Annotated in this window: 12 protein-coding genes; all 12 read left to right on the forward strand. The window is 61.5% G+C overall.

Annotated features, from left to right (window positions below; translation table 11 throughout):
- The first annotated feature begins 5 nt into the window (after window positions 1-5).
- The 12 genes from ACP7C6_RS15305 to ACP7C6_RS15360 all read left to right on the forward strand — a co-directional run bounded on the left by ACP7C6_RS15305 (window position 6) and on the right by ACP7C6_RS15360 (window position 13,915).
- Window positions 6-1,133, forward strand: coding sequence for an ABC transporter substrate-binding protein (locus tag ACP7C6_RS15305; RefSeq protein WP_068931522.1), 1,128 nt, complete (start codon window positions 6-8; stop codon window positions 1,131-1,133).
- Window positions 1,134-1,264: 131 nt separating this feature from the next.
- The gene (locus ACP7C6_RS15310; RefSeq protein WP_028619229.1) at window positions 1,265-2,323 is read left to right on the forward strand and encodes a FecCD family ABC transporter permease; all 1,059 of its coding nucleotides are present in this window, start codon (window positions 1,265-1,267) and stop codon (window positions 2,321-2,323) included.
- Window positions 2,320-3,105, forward strand: coding sequence for an ABC transporter ATP-binding protein (locus ACP7C6_RS15315; protein ID WP_198581459.1), 786 nt, complete (start codon window positions 2,320-2,322; stop codon window positions 3,103-3,105). The genes ACP7C6_RS15310 and ACP7C6_RS15315 overlap by 4 nt, the downstream gene beginning before the upstream one ends.
- 105 nt (window positions 3,106-3,210) lie before the next feature.
- Window positions 3,211-3,855, forward strand: coding sequence for a glutathione S-transferase N-terminal domain-containing protein (locus ACP7C6_RS15320; RefSeq protein WP_126569966.1), 645 nt, complete (start codon window positions 3,211-3,213; stop codon window positions 3,853-3,855).
- Between the two features lie 217 nt (window positions 3,856-4,072).
- Window positions 4,073-6,514 (forward strand): penicillin acylase family protein, encoded by a 2,442-nt coding sequence (locus ACP7C6_RS15325; protein ID WP_426108952.1) that lies wholly within the window; start codon window positions 4,073-4,075, stop codon window positions 6,512-6,514.
- A 248-nt stretch (window positions 6,515-6,762) separates the two neighbouring features.
- The gene (locus tag ACP7C6_RS15330; protein WP_028619225.1) at window positions 6,763-7,767 is read left to right on the forward strand and encodes a ligase-associated DNA damage response exonuclease; all 1,005 of its coding nucleotides are present in this window, start codon (window positions 6,763-6,765) and stop codon (window positions 7,765-7,767) included.
- Complete coding sequence (locus ACP7C6_RS15335; protein ID WP_308908437.1) at window positions 7,764-9,398, forward strand: ATP-dependent DNA ligase; 1,635 nt, start codon at window positions 7,764-7,766, stop codon at window positions 9,396-9,398. The genes ACP7C6_RS15330 and ACP7C6_RS15335 overlap by 4 nt, the downstream gene beginning before the upstream one ends.
- Before the next feature lie 339 nt (window positions 9,399-9,737).
- Window positions 9,738-10,517 carry a transporter substrate-binding domain-containing protein gene (locus ACP7C6_RS15340; RefSeq protein WP_426108953.1) on the forward strand — a complete coding sequence of 260 codons (780 nt, stop codon included), beginning with the start codon at window positions 9,738-9,740 and terminating at the stop codon, window positions 10,515-10,517.
- 56 nt (window positions 10,518-10,573) lie between these two features.
- Window positions 10,574-11,302: an ABC transporter permease gene (locus ACP7C6_RS15345; protein WP_028619223.1), complete on the forward strand. Its 729-nt coding sequence runs from the start codon at window positions 10,574-10,576 to the stop codon at window positions 11,300-11,302.
- The gene (locus ACP7C6_RS15350) at window positions 11,299-12,009 is read left to right on the forward strand and encodes an ABC transporter permease (protein WP_426108954.1); all 711 of its coding nucleotides are present in this window, start codon (window positions 11,299-11,301) and stop codon (window positions 12,007-12,009) included. Before ACP7C6_RS15345 ends, ACP7C6_RS15350 begins: the two co-directional genes overlap by 4 nt.
- Before the next feature lie 9 nt (window positions 12,010-12,018).
- Entirely contained in the window at window positions 12,019-13,137 is a 1,119-nt protein-coding gene (locus ACP7C6_RS15355; RefSeq protein WP_028619221.1) for a succinylglutamate desuccinylase/aspartoacylase family protein, read from the forward strand.
- 13 nt (window positions 13,138-13,150) lie between these two features.
- Entirely contained in the window at window positions 13,151-13,915 is a 765-nt protein-coding gene (locus tag ACP7C6_RS15360) for an ABC transporter ATP-binding protein (RefSeq protein WP_016976886.1), read from the forward strand.
- Window positions 13,916-13,922: the final 7 nt, after the last annotated feature.

Below are 13,922 nucleotides of genomic sequence, written 5' to 3' on the forward strand. Positions count from 1 at the left end.
CTGCCATGTTGAAACCCCGTCACCTGCTCAAGCTGGGTGTGCTGTTCGGCGCCCTGGTCCTTGGCCACGCTGAATCCGCTGCCGCCCATGAAGTCACCGACGTACTGGGCCGCAAGGTCGAAGTGGCGGACACCGTAAAGCGCGTTGTCCTAGGTGAAGGCCGGCTGATTTCGGCGTTTGCGTTGCTGGACAAGGACGCGCCCTTCCAGCGCATCGTCGGCTGGCAGAATGATTTGCGCCTGCTCGACCAACACACCTACAACGCCTACGTGGCGAAATTTCCCACAGTGAAAGACATCCCGCTGATCGGTCAAGCGTCGGAACAAAGCGTCAGCGCCGAGGAAATCCTTTCGCTGAAACCTGACCTGGCAGTGTTCAGCATTTCCGGTCACGGCCCGACCGAACACAGTCCGGTCGCCGATGTGCTGGCCAAGGCGGGCATTCCGGTGGTGTTCGTCGACTTCCGCATCAACCCGGTGCAGGGCACTCACACCAGCATGACTGCGCTGGGCCAGGCATTGGGGCGTGAAGCCCAGGCCAAGGCGTTCCTGGGCTTCTATGACCAGCACATCAAGGTGATCACCGATGCGGTCGCCACCTTGCCGGCGGGGCCGCGCCCGAGTGTGTTCCTCGAACTGCTGGCCGGCGTTTGGCAAGCGCCGGGGCATACCACCGGCAAGAGTGGCATGGGCGAACTGATCGCACTGGTCGGCGGGCGCAATATCGCGGCTGGCGTGGTGCCGGGTGCGCTGGGCGATATCAGCGTCGAATACGCGCTCAAGGCCGACCCGGATGTGTATATAGCCACCGGCAACCGCAAGCCCGGCTTGATCTTGGGCGCGGGTGTTGGCGCAGATGAAGCCCACGAGGCGCTGGACCGGGTATTGGCGCGTCCCGAATTCGCCAATCTTCGTGCAATCCGCGAAGGCAATGCCCACGGCCTGTGGCATGACTTCTATAACTCACCGTACAACCTGCTGGCGATTGAATCGTTGGCCAAATGGGTGCACCCAGAGCTGTTCGCCAAGCTGGATCCGCAGGCGACCATGAACCAGATCAACGCGCAATTCCTGGGGATGCCGTTGCAGGGTGCCTATTGGATCGACAGCAAGCCCGCTGTAGAAACGCGGTAAAAACTGTGGGAGCGGGCTTGCTCGCGAATGCGCAGTGTCAGTCAATGAATATGTCGACTGATACACCGCATTCGCGAGCAAGCCCGCTCCCACATTTAGATCTTTATTGTTTTCGAAATTGTGTGAGCACAATGACCACTCAAACCCTCGACCTTGCCAACGCCACCGACGGCTACCGTCGCCTGTTGGCGCGGCGCGCCTGGCTGCTGGGCCTGCTCGGTACGGCGCTGGTGTGCGCCATCCTCGTGGACCTTGCCAGCGGCCCCTCGGGTATGGGCCTGCTGGCCTTGCTCGACGGTATCCTGCACCCGTCGCATCTGAGCGCCACCGACCAAGTAATCATCTGGAACGTGCGCCTACCCTATGCACTCATGGCAGTGCTGGTGGGCTGCGCGCTGTCATTGGCCGGGGCCGAGATGCAGGCGATCCTGAACAACCCGCTGGCCAGCCCGTTCACCCTGGGCGTGTCGTCGGCCGCAGCGCTGGGCGCGTCCCTGGTGATTGTGTTTCCGGTGACGACGCTGTGGGTGTCGGCCAATACGGCGATTTCCCTCTCAGCCTTCATCTTCGCCGCGGCTTCGGTGTTCTTGCTGCAAGCCATGTCGCGTTTGCGCGGCGCCGGGGTGGAAAGCCTGGTGCTGTTCGGCATCGCCCTGGTGTTCAGTTGCAACGCGGTGGTGGCGCTGCTGCAACTGGTGGCCACCGAAGACGTGTTGCAACAGCTGGTGTTCTGGACGTTGGGCAGTGTGACCCGCGCCAACTGGGACAAGCTCGGCATCCTGGCGCTGGTGGTCGCGGTAGTGCTGCCGTTTTCCTTTGCCGCCGCACCGCGCCTGACCCTGTTGCGCATGGGTGAGGACCGTGCGCAAAGCTTTGGCGTGGACGTGAAGCGCCTGCGGTTTTTCTCACTGTTGCGCATCAGCCTGCTGTCGGCCACCGCCGTGGCCTTTGTGGGCACAATCGGCTTTATCGGCCTGGTCGGTCCGCATATCGCGCGGATCCTGGTGGGCGAAGATCAACGTTTCCTGTTGCCGGCCAGCGCCCTGACCGGCGCGTTGCTGCTGTCGCTGTCGTCGATTGCCAGCAAGTTGATCATGCCCGGCGTGATTGTGCCGGTGGGCATCGTCACCGCGTTGGTGGGCGTGCCGATTTTCGTGGTGCTGGTGTTTAAGCGGGGGAGGCAGTTATGAGCGAAGGTTTGAGCGTACACAACGCCCAGGTGAGTTACGGGCGTCGGCAGATCGTGCACGACCTTAGTCTGCCCACCCTGCCCCACGGCAGCCTGACCGCTCTGATCGGCCCCAACGGCGCGGGCAAGTCCACCCTGCTGCGTGCCGTGGCCGGGCTGGAAAAGATGCAAGGCGTTGTACGATTGGGTGACCTTGACCTGTCGGCCATGTCTGTTGCCGAGCGCGCGCGGCGCGTGACCTACATGCCGCAGAACCTGCCGCCAGGCTTGAGCCTCAGCGTGATGGAAAGTGTGATCGCCGCCCTGCGCGTGGCCAATGTCGAGGGCATCCCGTTGTCCAGCGACGCCTGCCTGCGTGAAGCCTTCGACGCCTTGCAACGCATTGGCATCGCACATTTGGCTGATCAGCTGTTGAGCACGCTTTCCGGTGGCCAACGCCAATTGGTCAGCCTCGCCCAACTCATCGCGCGTCGCCCGCAGGTGATGCTGCTGGACGAACCCACCAGCGCCCTAGACCTCAATTACCAACTGAAAGTCATGGATTGCGTGCGCGATTTGGTGCGCGAACACAACCTGATTGCCGTGGTGGTGCTGCACGACATCAACCTCGCCGCGCGCTTCGCCGACCATATTGCCGTGCTGCGCCAGGGACGCTTGTATGCCAGCGGTGCAGCGGACGACGTGCTTAACCCACTGCTGTTTGCCGAGGTGTATCGCGTGCGGGCACGCATCGAGCGCTGTTCGCAGCAGACCGTGCAGGTGTTGGTGGACGGCGCCTTTTAATTTGCTTCTAAGGGTATGCGCAAATGTTTCATTGAATTTTCGCACACCCAACATTACCTATACCTACAGGCATTCGCTCAAGCATCACCACTTTTGGAGAGCTTCATGATCGACCTGTACTACTGGACTACCCCCAACGGTCACAAAGTATCGCTGTTCCTGGAAGAAGCCGGCCTACCCTATAAGGTGCACCCGATCAATATCGGCCAGGGCGAACAGTTCAAGCCTGACTTCCTGAAGATCGCTCCCAACAACCGCATTCCAGCCATCGTCGATCAGGATCCGACCGACGGTGGCGCGCCGATTTCGCTGTTTGAATCCGGCGCGATCCTGCTGTACCTCGCGGAAAAAACCGGCCAGTTCCTTCCAAAAGACCTGCGTGGTCGTCAGGAAGCGCTGCAATGGCTGTTCTGGCAAATGGGCGGCCTGGGGCCGATGGCGGGTCAGAATCATCACTTCAGCCAGTTCGCACCAGAGAAAATCCCTTACGCGATCAAGCGCTACGTGGATGAAACCGCCCGCCTTTACGGCGTGCTCGACCGACGCCTGGCGGACCGTGCGTTCGTGGCGGGCGAGGCCTACAGCATCGCCGATATGGCGATCTACCCGTGGATCGTTTCCCACAAGTGGCAGAGCCAACGCCTGGAAGATTTCCCACATCTGCATCGCTGGTTCAACAGCATCAAGGAACGGCCAGCGACGGTCCGGGCGTATGAGCTGGTGCAGAAAGTGAACCCGCCCAAATCCTGAGCCTGGCCCTTTGTAGGAGCCGGCTTGCCGGCGATGGCGATTGAACAGTCGCCATCTTCGCTGAGGCTGACGGCTTCATCGCCGGCAAGCCGGTTCCTACAGTTATTACGCGTTTTACAAATCAATCGATAAATAAGCATCGACTCCCGCTTGCGTCGTTTCGCCGCGCTCACTAACGTAGCGCCTTTACTGACGCTACCCCCGCAGGAGCTTTGCCATGGCCTCGCCAGCCCTCTCACATTTTCTTCCCCGGTTCGGCGTTGCCGCGGCAGTGGCCAGTGCGTTAAGCCTGGCCGGTTGCCAGCTCCAGAGCACCCAGGACTCCCTGCCCCCGGTTGCCGGCGTGCAGCCGATCAAAGGCCTGGCACAGAATGTGTCCGTGCGCCGCAATGCCCAAGGCATGCCGTTGATTGAAAGCAACACCTTCCATGACGCGCTGTTCAGCCTCGGTTATGTGCACGCCAGTGACCGCATCACGCAGATGGTCACCCTGCGCCTGCTGGCCCAGGGCCGCCTGGCGGAAATGTCCGGGCCGGAGGTGCTGGATGTCGACCGGTTCATGCGCGCGGTCAACCTGAAAAAAAGCGCCGGCGAGCTGTATAACGCGTCAAGCCCGCGCCTCAAGCGCTTCTTCGAAGTGTATGCGCGTGGCGTCAACGCCTACCTGTTCCGCTACCGCGACAAGCTGCCGCCGGACCTGGCACAGACCGGCTACACGCCCGAGTACTGGAAGCCGGAAGACTCGGCACTGCTGTTCTGCCTGCTGAATTTCAGCGAATCGGCCAACCTGCAGGAAGAAATTTCGTCGCTGGTGCTGGCGCAGAAAGTCGGCGTCGACAAACTCGCCTGGCTCACGCCCAGCGCACCGGATGAAGCGATCCCGCTGGCCGAGGCCGAGAAACTCAAGGGCGTGAACCTGGGCCAGATCACCGGTCTCGCCGGCCTGGATACGGTCAGCCAACAACTGAGCAGTCTCAATTCACTGGCAGTCACTACCTCGAGCAACTGGGCCATCGGCCCGCAACGCAGCCGCAGCGGTAAGAGCCTGTTGGCAGGCGACCTCGCCGCCCAGCCGCAAGCGCCGTCGCCGTGGAGCTACGTGCAGATCCGTGCGCCGAAATACCAGGCCGTGGGCGCCTCGATTGCTGGCTTGCCGATGCTGTTGTCCGGTTTTAACGGCAAGGTCGCGTGGAGCATGAGCACGGTCAAGGGCGACACCCAGGACCTGTTCCTGGAAAAGGTCAAACGCCAGGGCAGCGCGTTGTACTACGAGAACAACGGCAAATGGCTACCCGCCGGTGTGCGAAACGAAACCTTCTTCGTCAAAGGCCAACGCTCGATTCGCGAAGTGGTGTACGAAACCCGTCACGGCGCCCTGCTTAACAGCAGCCAGGCGCTGACCACGGGCCTGGGTTTGGCGCTGCAAACCGCCGACTTCAAGGACGACAAGAGCCTGGACGCGTTCTTCGACCTGTCCCGCGCCCAAAACGCGGGCAAGGCCTCGGACGCAACCCGCGAAATTCGCGCCATTGCGCTGAACATGATCTTCGCCGACGCCAGCAATATTGGCTGGCAAGTCACCGGGCGCTTCCCTAACCGCCGTGAAGGTGAGGGCCTGCTGCCGTCGCCGGGCTGGGACACGCGTTTTGACTGGGACGGTTACGCCGATGCGATGCTGCACCCCTACGACCAGGACCCGGCTCAAGGCTGGATCGGCACCGCCAACCAGCGCACCGCGCCGCGCGGTTATGGCATGCAACTGTCCAACTCCTGGGATGCCCCGGAGCGCAGCGAGCGCCTGGCGCAACTGGCCAATGCCGGCAAGCATGACAGCCGCAGCATGATCGCCATGCAGTACGACCAGACGACGACCTTCGCCGCCAAGCTCAAGACCCTGTTCCAGGCACCGGGCATGGCCCAGCCGCTGAAACAGGCGATTGACGCGCTGCCGGCGGCCGAACAGGTCAAGGCACGTGAAGCACTGGGCCGCCTGATGGCCTTTGATGGCCGCTTGGTATCCACCTCCGCCGACGCGGCGATCTATGAACTGTTCCTGCAGGAAAGCACCAAACAGATCTTCCTCGACGAACTCGGCCCGGAAAACAGTGCCAGCTGGAAGGCGTTTGTCAGCAATGCCAACCTGTCCTACGCCGCCCAGGCCGACCACTTGCTGGGTCGCGAAGACAGCCCATTCTGGGATGACGTGCGCACCTCGCAGAAAGAAGACAAACCGGCGATCCTCGCCCGCAGCCTGGCCGCCGCGATCACTGCCGGTGATAGCCAATTGGGAGCCGATCACAAGGCCTGGCAGTGGGGCAAACTGCACACCACCACTTGGAAAAACACCAATGGCCAGGTGATTCGCGGCCCACTGGCGTCCGGTGGCGACCACAACACCTTGAACCCGGCGCCGTACAGCTGGGGCCAGGACTTCACCACCACCCAGGTACCGGCGCTGCGCATGATCGTCGACTTTGGCCAGGTGGAACCGATGATGGGCCAGGGCGGCATCGGGCAGTCCGGCAACCCGGCCAGCCCGAACTATGCCAACGGCATCGACCCGTCGCTCAAGGCGCAATACCTTAGCTTCCCGATGCAACCGCAGAACTTCGAAAAGGTGTATGGAAAGGCTCGGTTGACCCTGACGCCGGGCAAATAATCCGGCAAGTGTGGGGCGGGCTTTTACTGTGGTGAGCGGGCTTGCCCCGCGCTGGGTGGCGAAGCCGCCCTAAAACCAGGCGACCTGTTTCTGACTGGAAGCATGCGTTGACTGGATTGGGGCCGCTTCGCGCCCAAGCGCGGGGCAAGCCCGCTCACCACAACGAGCCCGCTCACTACAATAGTTAATCGAACTTCTCATCGCCCGCCCGCCTCCTACCTGATAAGCCCATCGCCCCCGGCACGCCCATGGACCTTGTCATTGCCCGCCCCGAAGGCCTCTACTGCCCCGCCGGAGATTTCTACATCGACCCCTGGCGCCCGGTGGAGCGCTCGGTCATCACCCACGCCCATGGCGACCACGCGCGCACCGGCAACCAGCACTACCTGGCGGCAGCCCCCGGCGAAGGCATCCTGCGTTCACGACTGGGCCAGGACATCAACCTGCAGACCCTGGCCTACGGCGAGCCACTGGTCCACCACGGCGTCACCTTGAGTTTTCACCCTGCCGGGCATGTCTTGGGTTCGGCCCAGGTGCGCCTGGAATACCGGGGCGAAGTCTGGGTCGCGTCCGGTGACTACAAAGTCGAGCCCGACGGCACCTGCGCGCCCTTCGAACCGGTGCGCTGCCATACCTTTATTACCGAGTCGACCTTCGGCCTGCCGATCTACCGCTGGCAGCCCCAGGCGCAGATCTTCGCCGGGATCAACGATTGGTGGCAGGCGAATATCGCCGCCGGCAAAGCCAGCGTGTTGTTCTGTTATTCCTTCGGCAAGGCCCAGCGCATCCTGCATGGCATCGACGCCAGCATCGGCCCGATCCTCAGCCATGGCGCGGTCGAGCCGTTGAACCGGGTGTACCGTGAGGCCGGCATCTATATTCCTGAAACCCTCTACGCCGGTGACTTCAAGAAAACCGACCCACTGCTGCGCCAGGCCTTGATCATCGCCCCACCCTCGGCCGGCGGCAGCAGTTGGATCAAGCGCTTCGGCGACTACAGCGACGCCTTCGCCAGCGGCTGGATGCGCCTGCGCGGCACCCGACGCAGGCGCGGCGTGGACCGAGGTTTTGTGCTATCGGACCACGCCGATTGGCCCGGCCTGTTGTGGGCCATCGAGCAAACCGGCGCCGAGCGGGTGATGGTTACCCACGGGTCTGTCGGAGTATTGGTACGCCATCTGCGGGAAAAAGGCCTGGATGCCCAGGGCTTCACCACTGAATACGGTGACGACGAAGAAGAGGCCAGCGCATGAAGGCCTTTGCCGAGCTGTACGCCAACCTCGACGCCACCACCTCCAGCAACGCCAAGCTGGCCGCGCTGCAAGCCTACTTCCGCGATGCTGCGCCGGAAGATGCGGCCTGGGCCGTGTATTTCCTTTCCGGCGGACGCCCTCGGCAACTGGTGCCGACGCGCCTGCTGCGGGACATGGCCACTGAAGCATCGGGTATCGAGCCATGGTTGTTTGAAGAAAGCTACCAATCAGTGGGCGATCTGGCAGAAACCATTTCCCTGCTGCTGCCGGAATCTACCTACACCTCGGAGGACGGCCTGGCGGTGTGGCTGGAGGAAAAACTCCTACCCCTGCGTGGCTTGCCGCCATTGGAATTGGCCGAGCGTCTACCTGCGTTATGGGCGCAACTGGATCAACCCAGCCTGATGGTCTGCATCAAGTTGATCACCGGCAGCTTCCGTGTGGGCGTGTCCAAGCTACTGGTCACCCGCGCCCTCGCCGCAATGGCCGATCTGGACAGCAAGCGCGTGGCGCAACGGCTGGTGGGCTACACCGATCTGTCTAACCGTCCTACGCCGCAGGGTTATCTCAAGCTCATCGCCGCCGAATCGCCCGACGAACATGCGCAACGCGGCGGGCAGCCTTATCCGTTTTTTCTCGCCCATGGTTTGGCGCAACCCGTGGAGCAATTCAACGATTTGCTTGGCTCTCCCGCCGACTGGCAAGTGGAATGGAAGTGGGATGGCATCCGCGCGCAACTGGTGAAGCGTGACGGCCGCCTGTGGATCTGGTCCCGTGGCGAAGAATTGGTGACTGAGCGCTTCCCCGAACTGCATAGCCTGGTAAGCGGCTTGCCCGACGGCACGGTGATCGACGGCGAAATCGTGGTGTGGAAAGACGCGGTGCAACCGTTCGCGCTGCTCCAACAACGGATTGGGCGCAAGACCCTGAGCAAAAAAGTGCTGGAGGACGCCCCGGTTGCGGTGCTGGCCTACGACCTGCTGGAACATCAGGGCGACGATTGGCGCAACCACACCCAGGCTGAGCGTCGCACGCAACTTGAGCAGGTAATTGCCCAGTGCAACCGGCCGGTATTACTGGCATCTCCCCTGTTGACCGGTGCAACCTGGGAAGAACTGGCCGAACAACGCGAAGCCTCGCGCAGTCTCGGTGTGGAAGGCATGATGCTTAAAGCACGCGATGGCCTGTACGGCGTCGGCCGCACCAAGGACATGGGCGTGTGGTGGAAGTGGAAGGTCGACCCGTTCAGCGTCGATGCGGTGTTGATCTATGCCCAACGCGGTCACGGTCGACGCGCCAGCCTCTACAGCGACTACACGTTTGCCGTGTGGGACGGCCCGCCCGGCAGCGAACGCACGCTAGTGCCATTCGCCAAGGCCTACTCCGGCCTGACCGACGAAGAGATGCGCAAGGTCGATGCGATTGTGCGCAAGACCACGGTGGAAAAGTTCGGCCCGGTGAGCAGCGTCACGCCGAGCATGGTGTTCGAACTGGGGTTCGAAGGCATTGCCCTGTCCAAGCGGCACAAGAGTGGGATTGCGGTGCGGTTTCCACGGATGTTGCGGTGGCGGCAGGATAAAACCGTGGAAGACGCTGACAACCTTGCCGCCCTGCAAGACCTCCTGACCTGATTCCTGCTTAAAAATGGCACAAATCCTTGTGGGAGCTGGCTTGCCTGCGATGGCGGCGTGTCAGTGAAAAATGAATTCTCTGATCCACCGCCATCGCAGGCAAGCCAGCTCCCACATTATTGATCTGCGCCAGAACCAAATTGGTGCACTGTTTTTTGCGCGCCCATTTTCGGGCATCTCCTACACTCAGCTCTCCCTTGTCCCACCTTTTAAAACGACCATTCGGAACTACATTCGGAACTATGGTGCAGAAATTGCTACTTGTGATCCGTCTGACACCGTTCAGTAACAGTCCTAAATGCGCCACAAGCGCTTATCTTGGTTTCCAGGGATTACATAATGAAAAAAGCATTGCTGACCCTTTCTGCACTGGCCCTGTGCATGGCCGCCGGTTCCGCGCTGGCCAAGGAATACAAGGAACTGCGTTTTGGTGTCGATCCGTCCTACGCGCCGTTCGAATCCAAGGCCGCCGACGGCAGCCTGGTGGGCTTCGATATCGACCTGGGCAATGCGATCTGCGCCGAGCTGAAAGTGAAGTGCAAGTGGGTTGAAAGTGACTTCGACGGCATGATTCCAGGCCTCAAGGCCAACAAGTTCGACGGCGTGATTTCGTCCATGACCGTGACCCCGGTGCGTGAAAAGGCCATCGACTTCTCCAGTGAACTGTTCTCCGGCCCTACCTCGCTGGTATTCAAGAAAGGCGCAGGCTACTCCACACCTGAGTCCCTCAAGGGCAAGTCCGTGGGCTACGAGCAAGGCACCATCCAGGAAGCCTATGCCAAGACCGTATTGGATAAAGCCGGTGTGACCACCAAGGCCTACGCCAACCAGGACCAGGTGTATGCCGACCTGACCTCCGGGCGTCTCGACGCATCCGTGCAGGACATGCTGCAAGCCGAACTGGGCTTCCTGAAGTCGCCGGCAGGCGCCGGTTACGAAGTCAGCGCGGCCATCGACGACCCGTTGCTGCCGTCGAAAACCGCCATCGGTATCAAAAAAGGTAACACTGAGCTGAAGGCGCTTTTGGATAAAGGTATCAAAGCGTTACACGATGATGGCACCTACGCCACCATCCAGAAGAAACACTTTGGCGATCTGAACCTGTACAGCGGCAAATAATGCCTGGAGCGCCCTTCCCCGGAGGGGCGCTTTTTTATCGCCATAGGTCCTGATTTATGTTCGAAGAATTGTTGCAAACCCTCGGGTTGAGCACGCTCAGCTTGAAGGGTTTCGGCCCGCTGTTGCTGCAAGGCACCTGGATGACTATCAAGTTGTCGGTGCTGTCCCTGGCCGTCAGCGTGTTGCTGGGCCTGCTCGGCGCCAGCGCCAAACTCTCCAGCCTGCCCTTCCTGCGTATTCCCGCCCAGCTCTACACCACGTTGATTCGCGGCGTGCCCGACCTGGTGCTGATGCTGTTGATTTTCTACAGCCTGCAAACCTGGCTGACCGGCTTGACCGACTTCATGGAGTGGGAATACATCGAGATCGACCCCTTCAGCGCCGGGGTGATCACCCTCGGTTTTATCTACGGTGCGTACTTCACCGAGACCTTTCGCGGCGCGATCCTCGCGGTGCCCCGTGGCCAACTGGAAGCCGCCACGGCCTATGGCCTCAAGCGCGGCCAGCGGTTTCGCTACGTGACCTTCCCGCAGATGATGCGCTTTGCCCTGCCGGGAATCGGCAATAACTGGATGGTGATGCTCAAGGCCACGGCCCTTGTGTCGATCATCGGCCTGGCCGACCTGGTCAAGGCTGCCCAGGATGCCGGCAAGAGCACCTATCAGTTGTTCTACTTTTTGGTCCTCGCGGCGTTGATCTACCTGTTGATCACCAGCGCGTCCAACTTCGTCCTGCGCCGCCTTGAACGTCGCTACTCCGCGGGTGCCCGGGAGGCCGTGCGATGATCGAACTCTTGCAGGAATACTGGCGCCCCTTCCTTTATAGCGACGGAAAGCACATCACCGGCCTGGCCATGACGATGTGGCTGCTCACTGCCGCGCTGGTCATCGGCTTTCTGGTGTCGATCCCGTTGTCCATCGCCCGTGTGTCGCGCAAGCGCCTGGTGCGTTGGCCGGTGCAGTTCTACACGTACCTGTTCCGGGGCACGCCGCTCTATATCCAGTTGCTGATCTGCTACACCGGCATCTACAGCCTCGCCGCCGTGCGCGAACAACCGTTGCTGGATGCGTTCTTTCGCGACGCGATGAACTGCACCATCCTGGCCTTCGCCCTCAACACCTGCGCGTACACCACGGAGATTTTCGCCGGGGCGATCCGCAGCATGGCCCATGGCGAAGTCGAAGCGGCCAAGGCCTACGGCTTGAGCGGCTGGAAGTTGTACGCCTATGTGATCATGCCGTCGGCGTTGCGTCGTTCGCTGCCCTACTACAGCAATGAAGTGATCCTGATGCTGCACTCGACCACGGTGGCCTTCACCGCGACGATCCCGGACATCCTCAAAGTGGCGCGGGATGCCAACTCGGCCACTTTCATGACCTTTCAATCATTCGGTATCGCTGCGCTGATCTACCTGACCGTGACCTTTGCCCTGGTCGGTCTGTTCCGCTTGGCGGAGCGTCGTTGGCTGGCCTTCCTCGGGCCGAGTCATTAAGGAGTTTTTATGCGTCATCAGGTCCATGAACTGATCGCGCCGGTGCCAGGGACGGCACGGCAGATTCACAGTTTTCACTTCGGCCCGGAACAGGCCGAAGGCAAGATCTATATCCAGTCGTCGCTGCATGCCGATGAACTGCCAGGCATGCTGGTGGCTTGGCACCTCAAAGTACGCCTGGCTGAACTGGCGGCGGCCGGTCGCCTGCGCAGCGAGATTGTGCTGGTGCCCATCGCCAACCCGGTGGGCCTGGAACAGGTGCTGATGGATATCCCGCTGGGCCGCTACGAGCTGGAAAGCGGGCAGAACTTCAATCGCCTGTTTGTCGACCTCAGTGAGGCGGTGGGTAATCAAGTCGAGGAGCTGCTTGGGGAAGATCCCCAGCACAACGTCGAGTTGATCCGCGCCGCGCTGTCTACCGCCCTCGCTGCGCAAAGCGCCGAGACCCAACTGCAATCCCAGCGCCTGGTGCTGCAACGCCTGGCGTGCGATGCCGACATGGTGCTGGATCTGCATTGCGACTTTGAAGCCGTGGCGCACCTGTACACCACACCCGAGGCCTGGCCGCAGGTGGAACCATTGGCGCGTTACATCGGCTCGGAGGCCAATCTGCTGGCGACCGACTCCGGCGGGCAATCCTTCGATGAGTGTTTCACCCTGGTGTGGTGGCAGTTGCAGCAACGCTTCGGCGAGCGCTTCCCGATCCCCATGGGCAGCTTTTCGGTGACCCTCGAACTGCGTGGCCAGGGCGACGTCAATCACGGCTTGGCCGCCCTCGACTGCCAGGCGATCATCGATTACCTGATCCACTTCGGCGCCATTGCCGGGGAAGCCGCACCACTGCCCGACCTGCCCTACCCGGCCACACCGCTGGCAGGCGTTGAGCCGGTGGCGACGCCCATGGGCGGCCTGCTGGTATTCCGCGCCTTGCCCGGTGAATACCTGGACGCCGGACAACTGATCGCTGAAGTCATCGACCCCATTTTTGACCGCGTGACGCCCGTGCATTGTCGCAATGCCGGCCTGCTTTACGCCCGTTCGCTGCGCCGCATGGCCACTGCCGGGATGGTCATCGCCCATGTCGCCGGCACCGAGGCCTACCGCAGCGGCTATCTACTTTCGCCTTGAGGATGCACGCCCCATGTACAAATTGACCGTTGAAGGCCTGCATAAAAGCTATGGCGACAATGAGGTGCTCAAAGGTGTTTCGCTCAAGGCCAAGACCGGTGACGTGATCAGCTTGATCGGCGCCAGCGGCTCGGGCAAGAGCACCTTTTTGCGCTGCATCAACTTCCTGGAAACGCCCAACGACGGCGCCATGACCCTCGACGGCCAGCCGATCCGCATGGTCAGTGACCGCCACGGCATGCGCGTGGCCGATGACGCCGAATTACAGCGCCTGCGCACGCGCCTGGCGATGGTGTTCCAGCACTTCAACCTGTGGAGCCACATGAGCGTGCTGGAAAACATCACCATGGCCCCGCGTCGGGTGCTGGGTTGCAGCAAGAAGGACGCCGAGGACCGTGCCCGTCGTTATCTGGATAAAGTCGGCCTCCCTGCACGCGTGGCCGATCAGTACCCGGCGTTCCTCTCCGGCGGCCAGCAACAGCGCGTCGCCATCGCCCGCGCCTTGGCCATGGAGCCGGAGGTGATGCTGTTCGACGAACCCACCTCGGCCCTCGACCCGGAGCTGGTGGGCGAAGTGTTGAAGGTGATCCAGGGTTTGGCCGAGGAAGGCCGCACCATGATCATGGTGACCCACGAAATGAGCTTTGCACGCAAGGTGTCGAGCCAGGTGTTGTTCCTGCATCAGGGCCTGGTGGAAGAGCAAGGCGCGCCGGAAGACGTGCTGGGCAATCCGAAGAGCGAGCGTTTGCAGCAGTTTTTGAGTGGCAATTTGAAGTAAACCTTTG

The sequence above is a fragment of the Pseudomonas sp. TWR1-1-4 genome, assembly GCF_049897165.1.
In the GTDB taxonomy this organism is placed as follows: domain Bacteria; phylum Pseudomonadota; class Gammaproteobacteria; order Pseudomonadales; family Pseudomonadaceae; genus Aquipseudomonas; species Aquipseudomonas canadensis.